Below are 23,767 nucleotides of genomic sequence, written 5' to 3' on the forward strand. Positions count from 1 at the left end.
GCCGTGGGTTTCGCAGTTACACGAACACGACGGGCCGCACCGGGCGGGTAATACCGGTGGCGGTGGTAATCGCGGTGGTAATGCCGGTGACCGGCGCGCACGCACGCATCCGCCGCGGCGGCGGAAGGAGGACGGCGGTGGCGTTGCGGTTCGACATGGCCGTCAAGAGGACACGATGCACAGGGGCCGTGTCAAGTGCTGCAACGCCACATCCGCGGAAAAATTTCCGTTGCCAAAGAAACAGTTAGCGCGCATGGCCGGGTACGGCACCAGCGTCGGCAACGCCTGCCAGGCGATTCACGGCTGCGCTTTCGCCACCGGATCCAGTACCACCACCAGCAACGTCGCCAGCGGCCCCAGCAGCAGCGACGCCAGCCACCATCCCAGGCCGCTGCGGCCCTTGGCCTGCGCCAGGCCCGCGTTGATCAGCGACAGGGTGCCCCACCCCACGAAGAACTCCGAGCTGGCCTGCATGCATCTTCCTCCTTGCGTTTGCCCCTGTTTCCGGGCGCATGCCGCACGCGCGGCGCGGCTGGCCCGCCTGCGCCGGCAGCGCCCCGCCCGGGACCGCTACCTGCGGTCCTCCTCGTACTGCTCGGCCCCGGGCACCGGTGCCAGCCACGGCTCGCGGCGCTTGACCCACAGCTCGTAGCCCGGCACCAGGCCGGACGGGGCCTGCGCCAGCACGCCGAGCTTGATCTCCGCTTCCTTCGCGTCGAGCGAGAACACCGGCGAGGCGCAGGCCTTGCAGGCGCGCTGCCCGCGGAATTCCGTGGTCTGCCCCGCGTGTTCGAAGCGCTCGGCCGGCCACACCCCGTACCAGGTGAACGCCGAACCGCTCTCCCGGCGGCAGTTGGCGCAGTGGCAGATGCCCACGCGCAACGGCTCCCCGCGCGCGAGCACGCGGACCTGGCCGCACAGGCAGGTGCCCTCGTAGGTCTTCATCGCATCGGCGCCGGCTGGAGGGAGACACAGCTTGCTACATGCGCTGCGCGGCGTGCCAGCCCGGCGGTGATGCAATGGCGGAGGCCGCGGGCGCAGCGGTGCGGGTTCCGCAGGCCAGGGCCCATGGCGCGGGCGGGAAGGATGGCAGCCCCGACACGATTCGAACGTGCGACCTTCCCCTTAGGAGGGGGACGCTCTATCCAGCTGAGCTACGGGGCCAGGACGGCGGATTGTCGCATGGCGCATGCGCGCGGCCAATCCACCCGGGCAGGGGCGCATTGCACGCCGCGGTGCACCAGGGTGCGCCTGCCGCCATTGCTAGAATCGGCCCACGCAATCCGGCCGGTGCGCGCCAGCGTGGCGCGCACCGGCCTGCATCCACCTTCCAGGAGATTCCATGTCCGCATCGCTGCTCCAGGCCCTGGGCCTTGGCGCCACCAATTCCGGCACCTACCTCGGCGACGGCCGCTGGTCCGACGCCACCGGCGCGGGCGTGCTGCGCCCGGCCAACCCGACCACCGGCGAGGTGATCGCCGAGGTCCACGCCACCACCGAGGCCGACTACGAGGCGGTGATCGCCCGCGCCCAGGAAGCCTTCAAGGCCTGGCGCACCACCCCGGCGCCGCGTCGCGGCGAGGCCATCCGCCTGTGCGGCGAGGCCCTGCGCCGGAACAAGGACGCGCTGGGCTCGCTGGTCGCGCTGGAGATGGGCAAGTCCAAGGCCGAAGGCGACGGCGAGGTGCAGGAGATGATCGACATCGCCGACTTCGCCGTGGGCCAGAGCCGCATGCTCTACGGCTACACCATGCATTCGGAGCGCCCCGGCCACCGCATGTACGAGCAGTACCACCCGCTGGGCCTGGTCGGCATCATCTCGGCCTTCAACTTCCCGGTCGCGGTGTGGAGCTGGAACGCGTTCCTGGCCGCGATCTGCGGCGACGTCTGCATCTGGAAGCCGTCCAACAAGACCCCGCTGACCGCCATCGCGGCGATGAAGATCTGCAACGAGGCGCTCAAGGCCGGCGGCTTCCCGGACATCTTCTTCCTGATCAACGACGCCGGCACCGCGCTGTCGGAGAAGCTGGTCGAGGACCGCCGCGTGCCGCTGATCAGCTTCACCGGCTCCACCCAGGTCGGCCGCATCGTCAACGAGAAGGTCGCCCGCCGCCTGGGCCGCTGCCTGCTGGAGCTGGGCGGCAACAACGCCATCATCCTGGACGAGAGCGCGGACCTGAAGCTGGCGATCCCGGGCATCGTGTTCGGCGCGGTCGGCACCGCCGGCCAGCGCTGCACCACCACCCGCCGCCTGATCGTGCACGAATCCATCTACGACACCGTGCTCGACACCCTGGTCAAGGCCTACAAGCAGGTCGAAGGCAAGATCGGCGATCCGCTGGATACCAACCACCTGATGGGCCCGCTCAACAGCGCCGAGGCCGTGCAGCAGTACCTGGCCACGATCGAGAAGGCCAAGGCCGCCGGCGGCACCGTGGTCACCGGCGGGCGCAAGCTGGACCGCCCCGGCCACTTCGTGCTGCCGACCATCATCACCGGCCTGGACAACAGCGATCCGGTGGTGCAGCACGAGACCTTCGCCCCGATCCTGTACGTGATGAAGTACGGCTCGCTGGAGGAGGCCATCGAGATGCAGAACGGCGTGCCCCAGGGCCTGTCCTCGGCGATCTTCACCCAGGACCTGAAGGCGGCGGAGAAGTTCCTGTCCGCGGCCGGCAGCGACTGCGGCATCGCCAACGTCAACATTGGCACCTCCGGCGCCGAGATCGGCGGCGCGTTCGGCGGCGAGAAGGACACCGGCGGCGGCCGCGAGTCCGGCTCGGATGCGTGGAAGGTCTACATGCGCCGGCAGACCAACACCATCAACTACTCCGACGCCCTGCCGCTGGCCCAGGGCATCAAGTTCGACCTGTAAGCGGCACCCGCGCCGGCGGCGGCCAAGCCGCCGCCGGTCGCACCGCGCGGCTCCGGCATTCCGGCCGGGCCGCGCCCCGCAACCGGCACGTGGCCGTTGCAGCCGGCATGGAGGTTCCAGTGGCGGAAGACCTCAGCCCCACCACCCGCTTCAGCGACCGCGTCGCCGACTACGTCCGCTACCGGCCTGGCTATCCGCCGGCGCTGCTGCAATGGCTGCGCGAGGAACACGGCGTGGACGCTGGCTGGCCGGTGGCCGACATCGGCGCCGGCACCGGCATTTCCGCGAAACTGTTCCTCGATGCAGGCCACCCGGTGGTCGCGGTGGAGCCCAACGCCGCCATGCGCCAGGCGGCGGTCGACTGGCTGGGCAAGCATCCGCGCTTCCGCGCGGTCGATGGCCGCGCCGAGGCCACCACCCTGGACGATGACAGCGTCGGCCTGGTCTCGGCGGCGCAGGCCTTCCACTGGTTCGACCAACAGGCGGTGAAGCCGGAATGGCGCCGCATCCTGCGCCCGGGCGGGCTGGTGGCGGTGTACTGGAACTCGCGCCGGCTGGCCGGCACGCCCTTCCTGGAAGGCTACGAGCGCCTGCTGCGCGAGTACGGGCTGGACTACACCAGCGTGTCCGAGCGCTACGGCGACGACGCGCACATGCGCCGCTGGTTCGGCCGCGGCCTGCGCGGCCTGGCCCGCTTCCCGCATTCGCAGCGGCTGGACCTGGAGGCGCTGCGCGGGCGCCTGCTGTCCTCCTCCTACGCCCCGCGCCCCGGCCATCCCCGGCACGCGCCGATGATGGCCGCGCTGGACGGGCTGTTTGCCGCCACCGCGGTGGACGGCCGCGTCGATTTCGATTACGACACGCGCATCTTCGTCGGCACCCCGGACTGAGATGCGCATCGCCGCCATTTCCGACATCCATGGCAACCTGCCCGCGCTGGAGGCGGTGCTGGCCGACATCGCCCGCCGCGGCTGCGACCTCACCGTGAACCTCGGCGACATCGTCTCCGGCCCGCTGTGGCCGCGCGAGACCCTGGAGCGGCTGGTCCCCCTGGACCTGCCCACCATCGCCGGCAACCACGAGCGCCAGCTGCTGGGCGACCCGGCCGGGCTGGCCCCCTCCGACGCCCACGCCCGCCAGGCGCTCACCGCCGCGCAGCTGGACTGGATCCGCGCCCTGCCCCCGCGCCTGCGCCTGGACGAGGTGCTGCTCTGCCATGGCACCCCGGGCAGCGACCTGCAGTACCTGCTGGACGACATCGCCCCACCGGTGCTGGTCGCGGCCAGCGCCCACGCCGTGGCTGCGCGCCTGGACCACCCCGACGCCGCCGGCGCGGCGGTGGTGCTGTGCGGGCATTCGCATACCCCGCGCCAGCTGCGCCTGGACGACGGCCGCCTGGCCTGCAATCCCGGCAGCGTCGGCCTGCCGGCATTCGATACGGAGTACCCGGTGCGCCACCAGTCCGGCACCGGCACCCCGCACGCCCGCTACGCCGTGCTGGAGCGGCGCGGGGGCGGCTGGCACGCCGACCTGGTGGCCGTGGAGTACGACCACCAGGCCGCTGCGCACCGGGCCGCGGAGCTGGGCCGCGCGGACTGGGCCCATGCCCTGCGCACCGGGCGCATGCCCTGAACCGCGGCGGCGCCGCGGGTTTCTGGAATAATCGCCCCTGCGCGCCGCCACGGCCGCCCCGAACCCCCCAGGAAACCGAATGAACCAGATCCCCAAGACCAGCCCCCTGGCCGTCACCAGCCTCGTCACTGGCCTGCTCGGCTGGACGCTGCTGCCGCTGCTGGGTTCGCTGGTGGCCATCGTCACCGGGCACATGGCCCGTTCCGAGATCCGCCGTTCCGGCGGCACCCTCGACGGCGACGGCATGGCCCTGGTCGGCCTGGCCCTGGGCTGGGCGCCGGTGGTGCTGGGCCTGCTCGGCCTGATGGTGGTGTTCCTGTTCCTGGGCGGCGTGGCCTGGCTGGCCTCGGTGGGCTGATGTCGATCTATTCCCTGGCCCGGCCCTTCCTGTTCGGCGCCGACGCCGAGCGCGCCCATGGCCTGGGCCTGAAGGCGCTGGAGCTGGCCCATGCCAGCGGCACCATCGCCTTGCTGGCACGCCGCAGCGCACCGCTGCCGACCCGCGTGCTGGGCCTGACCTTCCCCAATCCCGTCGGCCTGGCCGCCGGCCTGGACAAGAACGGCGCCCACATCGACGCGCTGCTGGCGCTGGGCTTCGGCTTCGTCGAGGTCGGCACCGTGACCCCGCGCCCGCAGCCCGGCAACCCGAAGCCGCGCATGTTCCGCCTGCCGGCGGCGCAGGCGGTGATCAACCGCCTGGGCTTCAACAACGACGGCGTGGACGTGCTGGTGCGCAACGTCGAGCGCGCGCAACGCAAGGGCGGCCTGCTGGGCATCAACATCGGCAAGAACAAGGACACCGCCAACGAGGACGCCGCCAGCGACTACCTGTACTGCCTGGAACGCGTCTACCCGCTGGCCGACTACGTCACCGTCAACATCTCCTCGCCCAACACCGCCGGCCTGCGCGAGCTGCAGGAGGAACAGGCGCTGCGGCGCCTGGTCGGCACCCTGCGCGAGGCGCAGGAGCGGCTGGCCGCGCAGCACGGCAAGCGCGTGCCGGTGCTGGTCAAGATCGCCCCGGACCTGAGCGACAACGACATCGACGCCGCCGCGCGGGTGCTCTCCGACCTGGCCGTGGACGGCGTGATCGCCACCAACACCACGGTCGACCGCGCCCGGGTCCAGGGCCTGCCGCATGCGCAGGAGGCCGGCGGCCTGTCCGGCGCGCCGCTGATGGACCAGGCCACCTTCGTGCTGCGCCGCCTGCGCGCGCGCCTGCCCGAGTCGATCCCGCTGGTGGGCGTGGGCGGCATCCTCTCCGGGGCCGACGCGGTGGCCAAGATGGCCGCCGGCGCGGTCCTGGTGCAGTGCTACACCGGGCTGGTCTACCGCGGCCCGGAGCTGGTGGCCGAATGCGTGGAGGCGATGCGCCGGCGCAAGGAAGCCCCCAGCCGCGGCACCGCCGACGCATGATCCCGCCGGCATGACTGCTCTCTACCAGCTGGTCCGCGACGCGGACCTCACCGCGCGCAACACCTTCCGCGTGCCCGCTCGCGCGCCCTGGCTGCTGCAGGTCAACGACAGCACCACCCTGCCCGAGGCGCTGGTCCTGGACCAGCTGCGCGGCCTGCCGCTGCTGCCGCTGGGCGGCGGCAGCAACCTGCTGTTCGCCGGCGACGCGCCTGGCGCGGTGCTGGTGATGGGCGGCCGCCGGGTGGAACTGCTGCACGACGACGGCGGGCGCGTGCGCGTGCGCGCCGAGGCCGGCGCGGAGTGGCACGGCCTGGTGATGTGGTCGGTGGAGCAAGGCCTGCGCGGCCTGGAGAACCTGGCCCTGATCCCCGGCAGCGTCGGCGCCGCGCCGATCCAGAACATCGGCGCCTATGGCGTGGAGGTCGGCGAGCACATCGCCGCGGTGGAGGCCTGGGACCTGCAGGCCGGTGGCTGGGTGCGGCTGGACCGCACCGCCTGCGCCTTCGGCTACCGCGACAGCGCGTTCAAGCGCCAGCCCGGGCGCTGGATCGTGGCCGCGGTGGAATTCGAGCTGTCGCGCACCGCCGCGCCGCGCCTGGACTACGCCGGACTGGCCGACGAGCTGGCCGCCATGGGCGCCTCCGCGCCCGGCCCGCGCGAGGTGGCCGAGGCGGTGATCCGCATCCGCCGGCGCAAGCTGCCGGACCCGGCACGGGTCGGCAACGCCGGCAGCTTCTTCAAGAACCCGATCGTGCCGCAGGCGCTGGCCGAGGCGCTGCGCGCCGCGCACCCGGCGCTGCCGGTATTCCCCGGCGACGCGGCCGGTACCCGCAAGCTGTCGGCCGGCTGGCTGATCGACGCCTGTGGCTGGAAGGGCTTCCGCGACGGCGACGCCGGGGTGTCCGCCGGCCACGCCCTGGTGCTGGTCAACCACGGCCGCGCCACCGGCCTGCAGCTGCTGGACCTGGCCCGGCGCATCGCCGCCTCGGTGCGGGAACGCTTCGGGGTGGCGCTGGAACCGGAGCCACGCCTGGTCGGCGCGGACTGGGGAAGCTGATGTCTTCCGCGCGCCGCCCGCTTCCGGTACCGCTGCGTGCCGCGCTGCTGATGCTGGGCAGCACCGCGCTGTTCGGACTGATGGTGGTGGCGATCCGGCTGGCCTCGGCCAGCCTGCACACCTTCGAGGTGGCGTTCTTCCGCAACTTCTTCGGCCTGCTGGCGGCGCTGCCGCTGCTGCTGCGCCACGGCCCCGGGCTGCTGCGCACGCAGCACTTCCCGCGCTACCTGTTCCGCTGCCTGGTCGGCATCTGCTCGATGCTGGCCGGCTTCTGGGCGATCGGCCACCTGCCGCTGGCGCAGGCGATCTCGCTGTCCTACTCCACCCCGCTGTTCGCCACCATCGCCGCGGCGGCGATGCTGGGCGAGCGCGTGCGCGCGCGGCGCTGGGCCGCGGTGGTGCTGGGCTTCATCGGCGTGCTGCTGATCGTGCGCCCCGGCACCACCGGCTTCAGCACCGGCACCCTGGTGGCGGTGATGGCGGCGCTGCTGTCGGCGATCGTCGCCATCCAGATCAAGCAGCTGTCGGCCACCGAGCCGGCCGACCGCATCGTGATCTGGACCACCCTGTTGTGGGTGCCGATGTCGCTGGTGCCGGCGCTGGGCGTGTGGACCTGGCCGCAGGGCACCGCCTGGCTGTGGGTGGTGGCCGCCGGCATGTTCGGCACCGGCGGGCACATGCTGTGGACGCGCGCACTGAAGCTGGGCGAGGTCTCGGCGCTGACCCCGATCGGCTTCATGCAGCTGCCGATCGTGGCGGTGTTCGGCTGGCTGCTGTTCGACGAGGCGATCGATGCCTGGACCCTGGCCGGCGCGCTGGTGATCCTGGCCGCCAACGCCTACATCGCGCACCGCGAGGCGGTGCTCGCGCGGCGCGCGGCGACCGGCGCCCCGACCACCGCGGCCAAGCCCGGCGAGTGAGGTGAAAAATTTTTCGGGAAATCCTTGCCCAGCCGCTTCGATATCCAGTATGATGCGCGCCCTGTCGGGGTGTAGCTCAGGCTGGTAGAGCGCTACGTTCGGGACGTAGAGGTCGCAGGTTCGAATCCTGTCTCCCCGACCAATCTTCAAGCGGTACGCAGACCGGCCTGGCGCCGGTTTTTGCTTTCCGGGATCCGGAAAAACCGCAGCCGCCGCGAGGCCATCGCATGCATGCATCCCCTTCCGCAGGCGCGGCCAGGACTTCCGGGCGCGCGCTGGTGCTGGCCGGCATCGTGCTGGCCGCGTTCAACCTGCGTACCGCGGTCACCTCGCTGACCCCGCTGCTGGACGTGCTGGGCCGCGAGTTCGGCTTCGGCCCGGCCTTCGCCGGCCTGCTGGGCATGGTCCCCACCGCCGCCTTCGCCGCCGCCGGCGTCGGCACCCCGCGCCTGGCGCACCGGCTGGGCCTGGAACGCACCGCGGCGCTGTCCATGGGCCTGGCCAGCGCCGGCCTGCTGTGGCGCGCCCTGGGCGGCTCCAGCGCCGCCCTGCTGGCCGCCTCGGCCGTGGCCCTGGCCGGCATGGGCATCGGCAACGTGATCCTGCCGCCACTGGTCAAGCGCTACTTCCCCGAGCGCGTGGGCACGCTCAGCTCGCTGTACATCACCGTGCTGCAGGTCGGCACCATCCTGCCGGCGCTGCTGGCGGTGCCGGTGGCCACCGCGGCCGGCTGGCGGGCGTCGCTGGGCCTGTGGACGCTGCTGGCGCTGGCCGCGCTGCTGCCGTGGCTGCTGGTGCTGCGCCGCGAACGCGAGCCCGGCAGCGAACTGGCGCGGGTGTACGAGGCGGCGGTGCGGCCCGGCGACGCGGCGCCGGAACTGCCGGCGGCCGCCCGCGGCCGGGTCTGGCGCACCGCCCTGGGCTGGGGCATGGCGCTGATGTTCGGCATGACCTCGCTGGTGACCTATGCACTGTTCACCTGGCTGCCGGGGCTGATGGTCGAGGCCGGCGCCAGCGCCGCGTTCGGCGGCACCATGCTGGCGCTGTTCTCGGCCCTGGGCCTGGCCAGCGCGCTGGTGATGCCGGCGCTGGCCGCGCGCCTGCGCAATCCCTACCCCATCGCCCTGCTGTGCGCGGGCTGCCACCTGGCCGGCTTCGCCGGGCTGTACTGGGCGCCGCTGGCCGCGCCGGTGCTGTGGGTGTCGCTGCTGGGCCTGGGCCCGGGCACCTTCCCGCTGGCGCTGACCCTGGTGAACCTGCGCACGCGCTCGCCGGCCGGCTCGGCGGCGCTGTCCGGCTTCACCCAGGGCGTGGGCTACGCGCTCAGCTGCCTGGGCCCGCTGCTGTTCGGCCTGCTGCACGCGCGCAGCCACGGCTGGGGCGCCTCGTTCGCGTTCCTGGCCGGGTGCGTGCTGCTGATGCTGTGCGGCGCCTGGGCGGCGTGCCGCCCGGGCCACCTCGAGGACCGCTGGTAAGGCCTACTCGTCCGCCTGCGCCAGCAGGTCCGGGTGCCGCACCTGGCCCTCGCCGCGGACCACGAAGCGCTCCACGGTCAGCGCCTCCAGGCCCATCGGGCCGTAGCTGTGCAGGCGCGTGGTGGAGATGCCGATCTCCGCGCCCAGGCCCAGCTCGCCGCCGTCGGAGAAGCGCGAGGAGGCGTTGACCATCACCACCGCCGAGCGCAGCGCCTGCACGAAGCGCTCGGCGTGGCTGGCGTCGGCGGTGACGATCACCTCGGTGTGGTCGGAGGTGTAGCGCTGGATGTGCTCGATGGCTTGCTCCAGGCCATCGACCACGCGCACCGCCAGGATCAGGTCCAGGTATTCGGCGGCGTAGTCGTCCTCGGTGGCCTCGACCATGTCCGGCACGATCGCGCGGCTGCGCTCGCAGCCGCGCAGCTCGACCCCGCGCCCGCGCAGTTCGCGCGCCGCGCGCGGCAGGAACGAGGCGGCCACGTCGGCGTGCACCAGCAGGGTTTCCAGCGAGTTGCACGCGGCCGGGCGCGAGACCTTGCCGTCGACCAGCAGTTCCAGGGCGATGCCCAGGTCGGCCGGCGCGTCCACGTACTGGTGGCACACGCCCTTGTAGTGCTTGATCACCGGCACCCGCGCGTGCTCGGCCACGAACCGGATCAGGCCCTCGCCGCCGCGCGGGATCACCAGGTCGACGATGTCGTTGAGCTGGATCAGCTCGAGGATGGTTTCCCGGCGCAGGTCCTCGACCAGGGTGACCACCGCCTCCGGCAGCCCGGCCTCGCGCAGGGCGCGCTTGAGCGCGGCGGCGATGGCGGTGTTGGAATGGATCGCCTCCGAGCCGCCGCGCAGGATCACCGCGTTGCCGGCCTTCAGGCACAGCGCGGCGGCGTCGGCGGTCACGTTGGGGCGGGCCTCGTAGATCATCGCGATCACGCCCAGCGGCACGCGCACGCGCTCGACGTGGATGCCGTTGGGGCGGTCGTAGGCGCGGGTCACCTGGGCCACCGGGTCCGGCAGTTCCGCCACCTCGCGCAGCGCGTTGGCCACGCCCTGCAGGCGCTTGTCGTCCAGGCGCAGGCGGTCCTGCATGGCAGCGCCCACGCCCTTGGCCACCGCCGCCTCGATGTCGCGCGCGTTGGCCTCCAGGATCGCGGCCGCGTCGGCCTCCAGCGCATCGGCCATCGCCCGCAGCAGCGCGTTCTTGCCTTCCGTGGACAGTTGGGCGATGGCCAGCGCGGCTTCGCGCGCCTGCAGTGCCTGGGTCTTGATGTCGCTCATGGTCGTTCCCTGCTCCTGGTTCGGTCCGGGCCATGCCGCGCCGGCCGGGGCTGGCGCCGGCTCAGGCCGGCAGCAGCACCAGGTCGTCGCGGTGGATCACGTTGCCGCCGTAGTTGTAGCCCAGGATCGACTCGATGTCGCGCGAGTGGCGGCCGGCGATGCGGGCCACGTCCACCGCCGAGTACTGGCTGATGCCGCGGGCCACGGCGCGCACGCCGCCGTCCCCGCGCACCACCACCTCGACCATGTCGCCGCGGCGGAACTCGCCCTCGGCCGCGACCACGCCGCCGGGCAGCAGCGAGGCGCCCTTGGCCGCCAGCGCGGCGGCGGCGCCGGCGTCGACCACGATCCGCGCCCCCCGCTCCACCGGCGCGTGCCGCAGCCAGTACTTGCGCGCGGCGATGCGGCTGCGCGCGGCGCGGATGCGGGTGCCATGCAGGCGGTCGTGGACCAGCTCGCGCACCACCTCCGGGCGGCGGCCGTTGAACAGCACCGTGTCGATGCCGGCCGCGCCGGCCTTGGCCGCGGCCTCCAGCTTGGTGCGCATGCCGCCGGTGCCCACGGCGCTGCCGCTGCCGCCGGCCATGGCCAGCACTTCCGCGGTCAGCTCGGCCACCTCGGGCACCAGCCGGGCCTGCGGGTTGCCGCGCGGATTGGCGTCGTACAGGCCGTCGATGTCGGTGGCGATGAACAGCACGTCGGCATCGATCAGGGCCGCGACGATCGCCGCCAGGTTGTCGTTGTCGCCCAGCTTGAGCTCGTCCACCGAGACGGTGTCGTTCTCGTTGACCACCGGCAGCGTGCCCAGCGCCAGCAGCTCCTTGAGGGTGGCGCGGGCGTTGAGGTAGCGGCGGCGGTTGCGCAGGTCGTCGTGGGTCAGCAGCACCTGCGCCACCGGGCGCTCGAAGAAGCGCTGCCACAGCTCGATCAGGCGTGCCTGGCCCAGCGCGGCCAGCGCCTGGCGCTGGGCGATGGCGGCGCCGGCCTCGGCCGCGCGCGGCAGGATGGCGCGGCCGGCGGCGACCGCGCCGGAGGACACGACCACCACCTCGCGCCCGGCCAGCACCGAGGAGGACACGAACTGTGCCAGGCCCAGGGCGAAGCGCGGCGACAGCCCGCCGCCATCGGCGGCCAGCAGGCTGCTGCCGACCTTCAGCACGGCACGGCGCCAGGCCGGCAGCGGTTGCAGGTGCAGGGACAGGGCCGCGTCGCTCATGCCAGGCCCTTGCCCCGCGCGGCCAGGGTCCACTCGCGCGCCTCCAGGCTGGAACTGCCGGTCAGCGCCAGCGGATCGGCGGCGGCGACGGCCTGGGCCTCGCCAAGGCTGGCGAGCCCGCGCAGCACGTAGGCGCCGCCGCTGCCGTCGGCGAACGGACCGGAAGCGGCCAGCAGGCCGCGCGCGTCCAGGTCGTCCAGGTACGCCAGGTGCGGCGCGACCACGGCCGGGTCGAAGCCCGGGCGGCGCATGGCGATGACGAGGTAGTGCTTCATGGTGCGTCCTTCCTGTCGGCAAACCGTCGTTGCACTTCCGCGGACGGCGCGCCGCCCGCGTCTACCACTGCGCCAGCCGGCCCCTTACAGGGCGGCCCAGCGCGCTTCCAGCTCGGCCAGGCGCAGGTCCGCGGCCGCGCCGGGCGAGGTGCGCGCGGCCAGGCTGCCTTCCGGCGTGCGCCCCTGCCCCGCGGTGTCGGCGCTGGCCGCGGCGGCCTTGTAGGCCTCGCGGAACGGCACGCCGGCGATCGCGGCCTCGACCGCCACGTCGGTGGCATACATGCCCGAGTCGATCGCCGCGCGCAGCTTGTCCCCGCGCCACTCCAGGTTGGCCAGCAGCGCCGGCAGCAGTTCCAGCGCGGCCAGGCCGCGGGCGAAGCCGTGCACGATCGCGCCCTTGGAGGACTGCAGGTCGCGCTGGTAGCCGGAGGGCAGCGACAGCAGCTGCTCGATCTCGGTGCGCGCGGCGGCCACGCTGGCGTGGGTGGCGCGCATCAGCTCGATCACGTCCGGGTTGCGCTTGTTGGGCATGATCGAGCTGCCGGTGGTGTACTGCGGCGGCAGCGCGACGAAGCCGAACTCGGCGGTGGTGTACAGCGACAGGTCCCAGGCCAGGCGGCGCAGGTCCAGGGTCGCGCTGCCGAGGGCCTCCAGCGCGGCCAGCTCGAACTTGCCGCGCGACAGCTGCGCGTACACCGGGCTGACCTGCATGCGCGCGAAGCCCAGCGCGGCGGTGGTGTGTTCGCGGTCCAGCCTGAGGTTGACGCCGTAGCCGGCGGCCGTGCCCAGCGGGTTGCAGTCCACCAGCTTCAGCGTGTCGGCGGCGCGGATGGCGTCGTCGATGAAGGCCTCGGCCCAGCCGGCCCACCACATGCCGGCCGAGGACACCACGGCGCGCTGGATGTGGGTGTAGCCCGGGATCGGCAGGTCCTTCTCGGCGGCGGCGCGGTCCAACGCCACCCGCGCGACCTCGCGCGACAGCTGCGCCACCCGCGCCAGCTTCTCCTTCAGCCACAGCCGGGTGGCGACCAGGATCTGGTCGTTGCGGCTGCGGCCGGTGTGGATCTTGCGACCTGCATCGCCCAGGCGCTCGGTCAGGCGCGACTCGATCGCCGAGTGGCAGTCCTCGTAGCGCTCGTCGAGCACGAAGGCGCCGCTGCGGAAGTCCTCGGCCAGGATCGCCAGTTCGCGCTTGAGCCCTTCCAGCTCTTCGGCCGAGAGGATGCCGATGCGCTGCAGTCCCTCGGCGTGCGCGGTGCTGGCGGCGATGTCGTGCAGGAAGAACTCGCGGTCCAGGACCACGTCGTCGCCGGCGAGGAAACGCTGGATCTGCGCGTCCACCGCCACGCCGGGCTTCTGCCACAGCAGCTCAGCCATGGGCACTCTCCTTGAAGGCCGGGATCGACGCCAGCTCGGGCAGTCCCAGCGCGATGTTGATGTTCTGCATGGCCTGGGTGGCCGCGCCCTTGAGCAGGTTGTCGAGGGTGGCCACCACCACCAGGCGCTTGCCGCCCGGGGCCACGGTGAAGCCGCCGATCTCCACGCCGTGGCGGCCGGCGATGCGGCTCACCCACGGCGCATGCTCCAGCACCTGCACCAGCGGCTCGCCGGCGTAGCGCTGCTCGTAGCGCGCGCGCACCCAGTCGGCCTTGAGCGGCTCGGCCAGCCACATGTTCACGGTCATGGTGATGCCGCGGAAGTGCGGGGCCACGTGCGGCATGAACTCCACCGGGACCCGCAGCTGCGCGGAGACCTCGCGCTCGTGGATGTGGTCGGCCAGCGCGTACGGCATCAGGTTGTCGCGCAGCAGCTCGGGGTTGTTGCGGTCCGAGGGCGTGGTGCCGGCGCCGGAGTAGCCGGACACGCCGAAGCACTGCGGCGGGCCGGCCAGGTACTCGAGCATCGGCCAGATCGCCAGCTGCATCGCGGTGGCGTAGCAGCCGGGATTGCTGATCCGCTTCTGGCCCTGGTAGCCGCCGCGGGTGATCTCCGGCAGGCCGTAGTACCAGGCCGGGTCGAAGCGGTGGTCGGCCGACAGGTCGACCACCAGGGTGTCCGGGGCCTGGGCATCGATGCCGGCGACGATCTCGCCGGACTTGCCGTTGGGCAGCGCCAGCACCACCACGTCCGCGCCCTTGGCCGCGACCTGTTCGTGGGCCAGGTTCTCGAAGCGCAGTTCGCCCTGGTAGGCGTCGTTGTGGTCGGCCACGCGCTGGCCGTCCAGCTCGCGCGAGGACACGAACGCCAGCTCCAGCTGCGGGTGGGCCGCCACCAGGCGGATCAGCTCGGCGCCGGTATGCCCGCGGGCGCCGACGATGCCGATGGAATACTTCCTGCTCATGCGTGCGAATCCAGTCGGAACCGGAGGTGGCTGCGCACCCCCGGCCATTCGGTGTCGATGATGGAGAACACGACGGAATCGCGCAGCGTTCCGTCGGCGTGGCGCTTGTGGTTGCGCAGGACGCCTTCCTGCTTCGCGCCCAGGCGCTCGATGGCCTGGCGCGAACGGTGGTTGAACCAGCTGGTCTCGAAGAACACCGCGGCGCAGCCCATCACCTCGAAGGCGTGCTGCAGCAGCATCAGCTTGCACTCGGTGTTGACCCCGGTGCGCTGCACCCGCGGCGCATACCAGGTGTAGCCGATGCCCAGCCGCGGTACCTGCGGGTCCAGGCCGTACAGGCGGGTGGTGCCGACCACCTCGCCGGCGGCGTCGCGCACGGCGAAGGCCAGCGCCTGGCCCGCCTCCTGCGCGGCCACGGCGGCGGCGACGTAGGCCTCGACCTGCTCCGGCGCCGGCACGCTGGTGTACCAGAGCCGGTGCAGGCCGCCTTCCTCTGCCGCCACGCGCAGGCCGTCGACATGGCCGGCGTGCAGCGGCTCGAGCACCGCGTGCCGCCCGGCCAGCACCGGGGCGTGGCGCCAGGCCTGGGGGGATGGCGCGGCCATGTCAGCCGACCAGGGTGGGCTGGCGCGTGCCGCAGTGGGCCACGCAACGCTCGATCCGGTCGAAGCCACCGATGCCGTACCAGAACACTTTCCACTTCTCCTGCTTGATGCAGCCGTCGGACTCGGCGTAGTAGAAGATGTTGACCTGGTTGTTGTGGCGCGAGCGCCAGAACAGCTCCGGCGTTTCCTCGCGCATCACGTTCCACACCGCCCGGCCCAGGCCCTCGCCCTGGGCGTCGTCCAGCACCGCGAACTTGTCCAGGTAGGTGCCGGCCTCGGTGCGCACCAGGACCACCGCCGCGCGGTAGTTCTCGCTGACGTAGGCGCGCAGCAGGTCGGTGCGCTCGAAGTAGTCCGGCACCAGCTCGCGGCCGAAGCTGGACTCGATCAGCGCCTTCATCCGCGCCCGGTCCAGGTCGCGCCACGACTCCACCCGCAGCACGCGCTCGCCGCGGCGCACCAGGGTGCCGGAGCCCTTGTGGGTGAACAGCTCCTTGGCCAGGTCGGCCGGGCGGGTGATCGACACCGAGGACTCCAGCGGCAGGCTGTCCAGCAGGTCCTTGATCTGCTCGATCTTGACCTTCATGCCGCCGTGGATCCACGGCTGCTGGATCAGGTGCTCGTATTCGGTGGACAGGTTGATCGAGTCGATCACCTTGCCCTTCTCGTCGAGCAGGCCGCCGGTGCCGGTGAGGAAGATGATCTTGTACGGCTGCAGTTCGCGCACCAGCTCGTTGGCGGCGAAGTCGGCGTTGATGTTGAGGATCTGGCCGCTGGGGGTCTCGCCCAGGCTGGTGATCACCGGGATCGAGCCGGCGTTGAGGCTGGCCTCGATCGGCGCCAGGTTGACCTTCCTCACCTCGCCCACCAGGCCGTAGGTGGCCTGGTCGAGGTAGTCGGCCTCGAACACGCCGCCGGTGATCGAGGTGGCGCGCACGCCGTTGCGCTGCAGCGCCTCGACCAGCTTGAGGTTGGAGGCCTGGAACACGCGGCGCACGATCGCCAGCGCTTCCGGCGAGGTCACGCGCAGGCCGTTGACGGTCTGCTTCTCGATCCCCGCCGCCGCCAGCTCGGCGTCCAGCTGCGGGCCGGCGCCGTGCAGCACGATCGGGGTCAGGCCGACCTCCTGCAGGAACGCCAGCGAGGAAGTCAGGTCCTCCAGCTCGTCGCGCAGCACCGCGCCGCCGACCTTCACCACCGCGAAGCGCTTGGCGTCGACCTGGGAGAAGCGCTTGAGGTACTGGCTGATCTCCTTGGCGCTGGCCATGCTCGACAGCAGGCGGACGATGGTCTGGCGGGTCTGGATCTGGGTCGGGGTGGCGGGAACGTTCACGGTCGGATGTCGGAGGGAAGGAAGGGCCGGCCCGGGGCCGGCGCGGAAAGGGGTTCGCTCAGCGCGGGCCGTTGATGATGCGGTGGACCGACTCGGCGTAGCCGCGCAGCTGGTCCAGGGTCACGAACTCGTCGGCGGTGTGCGCCTGGGCGATGTCGCCGGGGCCGTACACCAGCGCGGTGTAGCCGCCGGCCGAGAACAGCGAGGCCTCGGTCCAGAAGTCCACGGCGTTGCCGATCGGCAGGCCCAGGGCGTCGGCCACGTCGCGCGCGGCCAGGCGGCGCTCCTCGGCGCGGGCGATGTCGCCGGAGGGCAGGCTCGGGCCGCGGAAGGTCTCCTCGAAGTGCGCCGCGGCCGGCTCGGCGAAGCCGGCGAAAGTGGCCAGCAGCTGGTCCACGTCCATCGACGGCAGCGGACGGAAGCCGAAGCGCAGCTCGGCTTCCGGCGCGATCATGTTGGCCTTGATCCCGCCCTCGATGCGGCCGATGTTGAAGCGCAGGCCGGTGAGGCCGCCGAAGCGCGCGTGCGCCAGCGACTGCACGTGGTCCAGCGCGCGGCAGCCCCAGCGCACGGCCTGGTGCAATGCGCTGGCGGCCGCGTCCTGCTGGCCGGAGGCGTGTCCGGCGCGGCCCTTGAAGCGCACCAGCACCGACGAAATGCCACGGTGCGCCAGCACCGCCTGGCCCATGGTCGGCTCGGCCACCAGCACCGCCTCGTAGGGGATGCCGCGCCCGAGGAAGGCGGCGATGCAGCGCGGGTCGTTGGCTTCCTCGTCGGAGGAGAACAGGAACGCGGCGTCGCCGTCGCCGGCATTGGCCGCGGCCACCAGGGCGGCGGCGGCGCCCTTGATGTCGCACACGCCCAGGCCGACCACGCGGTCGTCCAGGCGGCGCATGAGGTGCGGGTCGGCGCTCCAGTGCGGCGAGTCCGGCACCGTGTCCAGGTGCACGTTGAACAGGTACTTCGGCCTGCCGCGCACCGCGTACAGGCTGACAGCGCCGGCGCCGTGGTCCACCACCTGCACCTGGAAGCCGGGCAGGTTCGCGCGCAGGTAGTCGAAGATGCCGCCCTCGGCGGCAATCGCGCGCGGCGGGTTGCGGGTGTCGAAGGACACCAGCTTTTCCAGGTGCGCGAGGGTGGATTGGAGCAGGTCGGTCATGGGGTCCGGTGTGTCAGGCGGAAGCGGCCGCGGACTGGTAGATGTCCGGGCGGAGGATTTCCATCAGGGTCTGCGGCCGCGCCAGCGCGGCGAAACCGAACTGCGCGTACAGGCCGTGCGCGTCGGAGGTGGCCAGCAGGAAGCGGCGCAGGCCCCGCAGCTGCGGATGCTCCATCACCGCGGCCACCAGCTGCTTGCCGTGGCCGCGCCCGCGGTGCCCGGGCAGCACGAACACGTCGGCCAGGTAGCCGAAGGTGGCGCCGTCGGTGACCACGCGGGCGAAGGCCACCTGGCCGGCGTCCCCGAGGTAGCCGCCGAAGCACAGCGAGCCGGCGATCGCCCGCTCCACCGTCTCCCGCGGGATGCCGCGGCTCCAGTACGCCTCCCGTGACAGGAAACGGTGGATCAGGTCGAGGTCCAGTTCGCTGCGGTCGTTGCTGATGCGCAGTCGGGTCATCGTCACAATCCCTTGCTGAACCCGATGAAGCCGTCCGCACGCGCCCAGCCTTCGCTGGCGTAAAGCGCCTGGGCGGTGGCGTTGTCGACCGTGGTCTGCAGCTCGAGCCGCACCGCCCCGCGCTTGCGCGCGTCCTCGGCGGCCCTGCGCAGCAGCGCCCGGCCCACGCCCCGCCCGCGCGCCTGCGGCGCGACGAACAGGTCGTTGAGCAGCTCGATCGGCGCGGTGCCGACCGAGGTGAACAGCGGATACAGCTGGGTGAAGCCCAGGGCGTTGCCTTGCGCGTCCACCGCCAGCAGCAGGTGCGAGTCGCCACGCTCCAGGCGCTGGCGCAGGAACGCCGCCGCGCGCGTCGGGTCCGACGGCTGCCCGTAGAACACGCGGTAGCCGTCGAACAGCGCCGCCAGCGCCGGCAGGTCGTCCATGCCGGCGCTGCGTACCAGGATGCGGGCGGCCGCTTCGCTCACGTCAGCGGTTGACCTCGGCCCACAGGGTGCTGCTCATGCCGAACAGCTTGATGAAGCCCTCGGCCTCCTCCACGCCCCAGTCGGCCGACTGGGCGTAGGTGGCGCCCTTGGCGTTGAGGATGTGCGGCGAGCGCACGGCCACCGCGTCGACGCGGCCGCCGCGGGTCTCCAGCACCACCTCGCCGTTGACCTTGGCCTGCGAGGACTTGAGGAAGGCCTCCAGGTCGGTCTTCAGCGGGTCGTGGTAGAAGCCCTCGTACACCAGCTCGATCCACTTGCGCGCCACTTCCGGCTTGAAGCGGTTCTGGTGCTTGGACAGCACCGTCTCCTCCAGCGCGCGGTGCGCGGCCAGCAGCGCGGTCAGGCCCGGGGCCTCGAACACGATGCGGCCCTTCAGGCCGATCACGGTGTCGCCGGTGTACATGCCGCGGCCGACGCCGTACTGGGCGAACATGGTGTTCAGCCGGGCCAGGATCTTCGCGCCCTCCAGCGGCTTGCCGTCCAGCTCCACCGCCTCGCCCTCGACGAACTTCAGGGTCACCCGCAGCGGCTCGGCCGGCCACGCGCTGCGCGGCGCGCACCAGGCGCGGGCGCCCTCGCCCGGGGCTTCCCACTTGTCGATCTCGCCGCCGGACATGGTCACGCCCAGCAGGTTCTCGTTGATGGTGTAGCTCTTCTGCTTGGCGCGCACCTCGAAGCCGCGCTCCTCCAGGTACTTCTGCTCGTAGGCGCGGGTCTGGGTGTGTTCCTTCTGGATCTCGCGGATCGGGGCGACGATGCGGTAGTCGCCCTGGGCCTTGACCGCCAGGTCGAAGCGGACCTGGTCGTTGCCCATGCCGGTGCAGCCGTGGGCGATGGCGTTGGTGCCCAGCTCGGCGGCGCGCCTGAGCGCGGCGTCGACGATCAGGTAGCGGTCGGAGACCAGCAGCGGGTACTGGCCCTGGTAGCCCTCGCCCGCCCACACGAACGGCTTGACGAAGCCGTTCCAGATCGCGGCCCCGCCGTCGACGGTGACATGGCTGGCCACGCCCAGCTCCGCGGCGCGCTGCTCGATGTAGGCGCGCTCCTCGGCATCCACGCCGCCGGTGTCGGCGAACACGGTGTGCACGTTCCAGCCCTGCTCCTTCAGGTAGGGCACGCAGAAGCTGGTATCCAGGCCGCCGGAGAAGGCCAGGACGATGTCGCGGCTGGCTGCCGCGGGATTCGGGATTCGGGATTCGGGATTGGTGGAAGCAGCTTGTGACATGGGGGCGTCTCTCTCAGAAATCAGTAGTAGGCAATGGAGGGGGGATCCGGTCCCGCTCTTTCGAATCACGAATCCCCAATCCCGAATCACCGGCCGCGCACCAGCGCGGCCATCACCGCCTTCTGCACGTGCAGGCGGTTCTCGGCCTCTTCGATGGCGATGCAGTTGGGCGAGTCCATGACCGCGTCGGTGGCCTTGACGTTGCGGCGCAGCGGCAGGCAGTGGCTGAACACGCCGTTGTTGGTCAGGGCCATCTTGGCCTCGTCGACGATGAAGTGCTTGTACTGGTCGCGGATCGGCTTTTCCGGCTCCCAGTTGCCGAAGTACGGCAGCGCCCCCCAGCTCTTGGCATAGACCACGTCGGCACCGCGGTAGGCGTCCTCGATGTCGTGGCTGATGCGGAAGGAGCCGCCGCTCTCGGCCACGTTCTGGTTGGCCCAGCCGATGTAGCGCTCGTCGAGGATGTACTCCGGGGTCGGGCACAGCAGGGTCACGTCCATGCCCAGGCGGGTGGCGATGGTCAGGGCGGAGTTGGCCACCGCGGTGTTCAGCGGCTTGGGGTGGTAGGTCCAGGTCAGGACGTACTTCTTGCCGCGCAGGTCGGTGGTGCCGAAGTGCTCCTGCAGGGCGAGGGCGTGGGCCAGCTCCTGGCACGGGTGGGTGATCGTCTCCATGTTGATCACCGGCACCGTCGAGTACTTCGCGAAGGCCTTGAGCACGCGGTCCTCGCGGTCGTAGCTCCAGTCCTTGAACTTGGGGAAGGCGCGCACGCCGATCAGGTCCACGTAGCGGGCCAGCACGCGCGCCACCTCGGCGATGTGCTCCTCGGTGTCGCCGTCCATCACCGTGCCCAGGTCGAACTCGATCGGCCACGCGTCCTTGCCCGGCTGCAGCACGATGGCGTGGCCGCCGAGCTGGAAGGCGCCCAGCTCGAAGCTGGTGCGGGTGCGCATGGACGGGTTGAAGAACACCAGCGCGATCGAGCGTCCCTTGAGCTCGCTGCCCAGCTTGTTGCGCTTGAACGCGGCGGCTTCGGCGAGCAGCGCATCCAGGTCCGGGCGGCTCCAGTCCTGGGTGTTGAGGAAGTGCTTGAGAGACATCGATCGATCCCTTGCGGTGGTGGCCGGCGGGCCGGCGTGGGGTGATGCTTTAGCTGGGAAAAGTCCTTTGCGCATGAAACCGTTGCCGTGCCAGAAACGAAAAAACCCAGCCTGGGGCTGGGTTCTCGAACGGACAGCACGACACTCCGGTCACCCAGCGGAAAAGTGGGATTCCGGTCGGCGCGCACGCGAGGTCATCCCGGAGGCCATCCGGGCGGCGCTCGCAGCGTGCGGCTGAAGGTCGGTATTCATGGGCCGGTGATGGTCGCACGCACCTGCGGCGCGTGCAAGTCCGCAGGCCGCCTCAGGGGGAATGCGCGGGCTCGCCCACCCAGGGGGTCACCGAGACCCGGATCCGCAGCCGGTTGCCGGGGTCCTCAGCCAGGCGCGAGCGGTACTTGGTGCCCTTGTAGACGTAGTCCACGTCGTAGGCGATCGGCCGCTGGAACTGGCGCTCGACCTGGACCAGGCGGCAGTTGGCGCCGCCGCGGGGCGTGGCCGAGACCGGGGCCGGGTCCGGCTTGGCCCGCGGCGTCTCCTCGCGGAACATGCCCTTGACCGACTCCACCATCCGCTCCAGCACCCCCGGGGATTCAGCGCCGGCCTTGCTCGCCCGCGAACGCACCTCCACCACCGGGACGTCGTCGCAGCGCTCCTCGGTGCGGGTGGCGCGCAGGGTCTGGTAGACCGGCTCCACCCGCAGCACCTGGGCGTAATCGAAGCGGACGTTCTCGGCGGGAACGACCCGGACCGGTGCTTCGGGCTGTTCGCCCTTGCGGCTGTCCGGCTCCTGGGCCCCCGCAGCCAGCCCGAACGAGCAGGCCAGGCACAGCACGGGGATTTGCAACGACAGTCGCATTGGTACCAGTGGGGGGCGAACGGAGGCTCCAGTGTAGGGATCGCGCCTTGAACGCCGCTGAACCGCCGCGCCCCCGCGGCGGCCGCGGGCCGGCCACCCGGTCCGCAGGCTAGAATGCGCGGCTCGTCCCCGGTATCCCGTGCCGATGTCCCTGCGCCTGTACAACAGCCTGACGCGCCAGGTCGAAGCCTTCCAGCCACTCGACCCCGCCTGCCCCACCATGTACGTGTGCGGGCCCACGGTCTACAACTACGTGCACATCGGCAACGCCCGCGGCCCGGTGGTGTTCGGGGTCCTGGCCGCGCTGCTGCGCCGGCGTCACGGCGCCCTGAAGTACGCGCGCAACATCACCGACGTGGACGACAAGATCAATGCCGCCGCGGCCGAACAGGGCGTGCCGATCTCGGCGATCACCGAGCGCTTCGCCGCCGCCTACCGCGAGGACATGGCCGCGCTGGGCGTGGCCGGCGACTTCGCCCCGGACATCGAGCCCACCGCCACCGGCCACATCGCGCACATGATCGCGATGATCCAGGGCCTGATCGAGGCCGGCCATGCCTACGCCGCCGAGGGCCACGTGCTGTTCTCGGTGGCCAGCTTCGCCGACTACGGCCGCCTCTCGCGCCGCGACACCGAGGAGATGCTGGCCGGCGCCCGGGTCGAGGTGGCCCCGTACAAGCGCGACCCGGGCGACTTCGTGCTGTGGAAGCCCTCCAGCGACGACCTGCCCGGCTGGGATTCGCCCTGGGGCCGCGGCCGCCCGGGCTGGCACATCGAGTGCTCGGCCATGGCCGAGGCCCACCTGGGCACGACCATCGACATCCACGCCGGCGGCATCGACCTGCAGTTCCCGCACCACGAGAACGAGATCGCGCAGAGCCAGTGCGCCCACGGCGGCGCGCCGTTCGCCCGCTTCTGGCTGCACAACGGCATGCTCAACTTCGGCGGCGCCAAGATGAGCAAGTCGCTGGGCAACATCGAGAAGGTCCACGACCTGGTGCGCGCGCACCCGCCGGAGGCACTGCGCTACGCGCTGATGTCGGCCCACTACCGGCAGCCGCTGGAGTGGTCCGACGCCCTGGTCGAGCAGTCGGTGCGCACCCTGGACCGGCTGTACGGCACCCTGCGCGACCTGGCCGGCGTGGACGCACAGCCGGCGATCCCCGCCGCGGTCGAGGCGGCGCTGGACGACGACCTCAACACCCCGCTGGCGCTGGCCGAGCTGGCCCGCATCGCCGGCGAGGCGCGCAAGGCGACCGACGCCGGCGAGCGTGCGCGGCTGAAGTCCGAGCTGCTGGGCGCCGGCCTGGCCCTGGGCCTGCTGCAGCAGGCGCCGGAAGCCTGGTTCAACCGCGGCGCCTCCGGCGAGGACGACGCCCGGATCCAGGCCCTGGTGGACGAGCGCAGCGCGGCCAAGAAGGCGCGCGACTTCGCCCGCGCCGACGCCATCCGCGACCAGCTGGCGGCCGAAGGCATCCTGCTGGAGGACACGCCCCAGGGGCCGCGCTGGAAGCGGGCCTGACCCGCTTCCTGGTGCCCGGGCAGGACTGCCCCGGGCTGGCGGCCGGAATCTCCCGGCCGCGCCAGGGACGGCCCGCCACAACCACAGAGAAACCCGTGACCACTTCCCCCTTCCCGCTCGAACCCACCGCCGCCGAGGCGCAGACCGCCATCCGCGACGAGTTCGCGTTCTTCGCCGACTGGGCCGAGCGCTACCAGTACCTGATCGACCTGGGCCGCAAGCTGCCGCCGTTCCCGGAGGAATGGAAGACCGAGGAACACCGCCTGCACGGCTGCCAGTCGATGGTCTGGATCGTGCCGCAGGGCAACCGCGATCGCCTGGAGTTCCATGCGATCAGCGACTCGGCCATCGTCTCCGGCCTGATCTACCTGGCCCTGCGGGTCTACTCCGGCCGTCCGGCGGAGGAAATCCTGGCCACCGAGCCGGACTACATCGCCGACATCGGCCTTGCCAGGCACCTGTCGCCGACCCGCAGCAACGGCCTGGCCTCGCTGCTGGCCTTCATCCGCGACACCGCGCGCAGCCAGGCCTGAG

General features: G+C 71.9%; 26 protein-coding genes and 2 tRNA genes. 11 read left to right on the forward strand and 17 right to left on the reverse strand.

The genetic code is table 11. The annotated features are described in order from the left end of the window. Positions 1-16 precede the first annotated feature (16 nt). From PSEJ31_RS16905 to PSEJ31_RS0109125, 4 genes are all read right to left on the reverse strand, one after another. A complete protein-coding gene (locus tag PSEJ31_RS16905; protein ID WP_019398655.1) occupies positions 17-157 on the reverse strand; it encodes a hypothetical protein in 141 nt (46 codons plus the stop codon). 140 nt (positions 158-297) lie between these two features. After that, positions 298-474: a hypothetical protein gene (locus PSEJ31_RS17100; protein ID WP_019398656.1), complete on the reverse strand. Its 177-nt coding sequence runs from the start codon at positions 472-474 to the stop codon at positions 298-300. Positions 475-570: 96 nt separating this feature from the next. After that, positions 571-945 carry a GFA family protein gene (locus PSEJ31_RS0109120; protein ID WP_028915278.1) on the reverse strand — a complete coding sequence of 125 codons (375 nt, stop codon included), beginning with the start codon at positions 943-945 and terminating at the stop codon, positions 571-573. Positions 946-1,087: 142 nt separating this feature from the next. After that, positions 1,088-1,164: transfer RNA gene (locus PSEJ31_RS0109125), tRNA-Arg, on the reverse strand. 178 nt (positions 1,165-1,342) lie between these two features. On the opposite strand from PSEJ31_RS0109125, the gene PSEJ31_RS0109130 reads away from it, so the two are divergent. From PSEJ31_RS0109130 to PSEJ31_RS0109170, 9 genes are all read left to right on the forward strand, one after another. Next, entirely contained in the window at positions 1,343-2,875 is a 1,533-nt protein-coding gene (locus PSEJ31_RS0109130; protein ID WP_028915279.1) for an aldehyde dehydrogenase family protein, read from the forward strand. Between the two features lie 107 nt (positions 2,876-2,982). After that, complete coding sequence (locus PSEJ31_RS0109135) at positions 2,983-3,765, forward strand: class I SAM-dependent methyltransferase (protein ID WP_198006213.1); 783 nt, start codon at positions 2,983-2,985, stop codon at positions 3,763-3,765. Position 3,766: 1 nt separating this feature from the next. Then, a complete protein-coding gene (locus PSEJ31_RS0109140; protein WP_028915280.1) occupies positions 3,767-4,507 on the forward strand; it encodes a metallophosphoesterase family protein in 741 nt (246 codons plus the stop codon). Between the two features lie 79 nt (positions 4,508-4,586). After that, positions 4,587-4,865 carry a DUF4190 domain-containing protein gene (locus tag PSEJ31_RS0109145; RefSeq protein WP_019398661.1) on the forward strand — a complete coding sequence of 93 codons (279 nt, stop codon included), beginning with the start codon at positions 4,587-4,589 and terminating at the stop codon, positions 4,863-4,865. 5 nt (positions 4,866-4,870) lie between these two features. Further along, on the forward strand, positions 4,871-5,923 hold the full coding sequence (locus tag PSEJ31_RS0109150; RefSeq protein WP_028915281.1) for a quinone-dependent dihydroorotate dehydrogenase: 1,053 nt from the start codon (positions 4,871-4,873) through the stop codon (positions 5,921-5,923). Positions 5,924-5,933: 10 nt separating this feature from the next. Further along, on the forward strand, positions 5,934-6,980 hold the full coding sequence (gene murB, locus PSEJ31_RS0109155) for a UDP-N-acetylmuramate dehydrogenase (protein ID WP_028915282.1): 1,047 nt from the start codon (positions 5,934-5,936) through the stop codon (positions 6,978-6,980). Next, positions 6,980-7,900, forward strand: a complete 921-nt coding sequence (locus tag PSEJ31_RS0109160) for a DMT family transporter (RefSeq protein WP_019398664.1) — start codon at positions 6,980-6,982, stop codon at positions 7,898-7,900. The genes murB and PSEJ31_RS0109160 overlap by 1 nt, the downstream gene beginning before the upstream one ends. Positions 7,901-7,965: 65 nt before the next feature. Continuing rightward, positions 7,966-8,042: transfer RNA gene (locus tag PSEJ31_RS0109165), tRNA-Pro, on the forward strand. 85 nt (positions 8,043-8,127) lie between these two features. Beyond that, on the forward strand, positions 8,128-9,375 hold the full coding sequence (locus tag PSEJ31_RS0109170) for an MFS transporter (RefSeq protein WP_028915283.1): 1,248 nt from the start codon (positions 8,128-8,130) through the stop codon (positions 9,373-9,375). 3 nt (positions 9,376-9,378) lie between these two features. Here PSEJ31_RS0109170 and PSEJ31_RS0109175 read toward each other — a convergent pair whose 3' ends face one another. The 13 genes from PSEJ31_RS0109175 to PSEJ31_RS0109235 all read right to left on the reverse strand — a co-directional run bounded on the left by PSEJ31_RS0109175 (position 9,379) and on the right by PSEJ31_RS0109235 (position 21,711). Then, positions 9,379-10,653, reverse strand: coding sequence for a glutamate-5-semialdehyde dehydrogenase (locus PSEJ31_RS0109175; RefSeq protein WP_028915284.1), 1,275 nt, complete (start codon positions 10,651-10,653; stop codon positions 9,379-9,381). Positions 10,654-10,714: 61 nt separating this feature from the next. Then, positions 10,715-11,869 carry a glutamate 5-kinase gene (gene proB, locus PSEJ31_RS0109180; protein WP_028915285.1) on the reverse strand — a complete coding sequence of 385 codons (1,155 nt, stop codon included), beginning with the start codon at positions 11,867-11,869 and terminating at the stop codon, positions 10,715-10,717. Then, on the reverse strand, positions 11,866-12,144 hold the full coding sequence (locus PSEJ31_RS0109185; RefSeq protein WP_019398668.1) for a YciI family protein: 279 nt from the start codon (positions 12,142-12,144) through the stop codon (positions 11,866-11,868). The genes proB and PSEJ31_RS0109185 overlap by 4 nt, the downstream gene beginning before the upstream one ends. A gap of 84 nt (positions 12,145-12,228) precedes the next feature. After that, complete coding sequence (argH, locus tag PSEJ31_RS0109190) at positions 12,229-13,521, reverse strand: argininosuccinate lyase (RefSeq protein WP_028915286.1); 1,293 nt, start codon at positions 13,519-13,521, stop codon at positions 12,229-12,231. After that, complete coding sequence (gene argC / locus PSEJ31_RS0109195; RefSeq protein ID WP_019398670.1) at positions 13,514-14,485, reverse strand: N-acetyl-gamma-glutamyl-phosphate reductase; 972 nt, start codon at positions 14,483-14,485, stop codon at positions 13,514-13,516. The genes argH and argC overlap by 8 nt, the downstream gene beginning before the upstream one ends. Further along, positions 14,482-15,090, reverse strand: a complete 609-nt coding sequence (locus PSEJ31_RS0109200) for a GNAT family protein (protein ID WP_028915287.1) — start codon at positions 15,088-15,090, stop codon at positions 14,482-14,484. The genes argC and PSEJ31_RS0109200 overlap by 4 nt, the downstream gene beginning before the upstream one ends. A 1-nt stretch (position 15,091) precedes the next feature. Then, on the reverse strand, positions 15,092-16,423 hold the full coding sequence (locus PSEJ31_RS0109205) for an acetylglutamate kinase (protein WP_028915288.1): 1,332 nt from the start codon (positions 16,421-16,423) through the stop codon (positions 15,092-15,094). A gap of 58 nt (positions 16,424-16,481) precedes the next feature. Beyond that, on the reverse strand, positions 16,482-17,582 hold the full coding sequence (locus tag PSEJ31_RS0109210) for an acetylornithine deacetylase (protein ID WP_028915289.1): 1,101 nt from the start codon (positions 17,580-17,582) through the stop codon (positions 16,482-16,484). Positions 17,583-17,595: 13 nt separating this feature from the next. Beyond that, positions 17,596-18,048: a GNAT family N-acetyltransferase gene (locus tag PSEJ31_RS0109215; protein ID WP_028915290.1), complete on the reverse strand. Its 453-nt coding sequence runs from the start codon at positions 18,046-18,048 to the stop codon at positions 17,596-17,598. Then, on the reverse strand, positions 18,042-18,506 hold the full coding sequence (locus PSEJ31_RS0109220; RefSeq protein WP_028915291.1) for a GNAT family N-acetyltransferase: 465 nt from the start codon (positions 18,504-18,506) through the stop codon (positions 18,042-18,044). Before PSEJ31_RS0109220 ends, PSEJ31_RS0109215 begins: the two co-directional genes overlap by 7 nt. Position 18,507: 1 nt before the next feature. Next, positions 18,508-19,752 (reverse strand): argininosuccinate synthase, encoded by a 1,245-nt coding sequence (locus PSEJ31_RS0109225; protein WP_028915292.1) that lies wholly within the window; start codon positions 19,750-19,752, stop codon positions 18,508-18,510. An 86-nt stretch (positions 19,753-19,838) separates the two neighbouring features. Next, the gene (locus tag PSEJ31_RS0109230) at positions 19,839-20,852 is read right to left on the reverse strand and encodes an N-acetylornithine carbamoyltransferase (RefSeq protein WP_019398677.1); all 1,014 of its coding nucleotides are present in this window, start codon (positions 20,850-20,852) and stop codon (positions 19,839-19,841) included. A gap of 304 nt (positions 20,853-21,156) precedes the next feature. After that, positions 21,157-21,711 (reverse strand): hypothetical protein, encoded by a 555-nt coding sequence (locus tag PSEJ31_RS0109235; RefSeq protein ID WP_026010527.1) that lies wholly within the window; start codon positions 21,709-21,711, stop codon positions 21,157-21,159. 139 nt (positions 21,712-21,850) lie between these two features. Here PSEJ31_RS0109235 and cysS point away from each other — a divergent pair, with 139 nt between their 5' ends. Continuing rightward, complete coding sequence (cysS, locus tag PSEJ31_RS0109240) at positions 21,851-23,233, forward strand: cysteine--tRNA ligase (RefSeq protein WP_186828163.1); 1,383 nt, start codon at positions 21,851-21,853, stop codon at positions 23,231-23,233. Positions 23,234-23,328: 95 nt separating this feature from the next. Then, the gene (locus tag PSEJ31_RS0109245; RefSeq protein ID WP_019398680.1) at positions 23,329-23,766 is read left to right on the forward strand and encodes a SufE family protein; all 438 of its coding nucleotides are present in this window, start codon (positions 23,329-23,331) and stop codon (positions 23,764-23,766) included. The last annotated feature ends 1 nt before the right edge of the window (position 23,767 follow it).

It is taken from the genome of Pseudoxanthomonas sp. J31, assembly GCF_000510725.1.
Lineage (GTDB): Bacteria > Pseudomonadota > Gammaproteobacteria > Xanthomonadales > Xanthomonadaceae > Pseudoxanthomonas.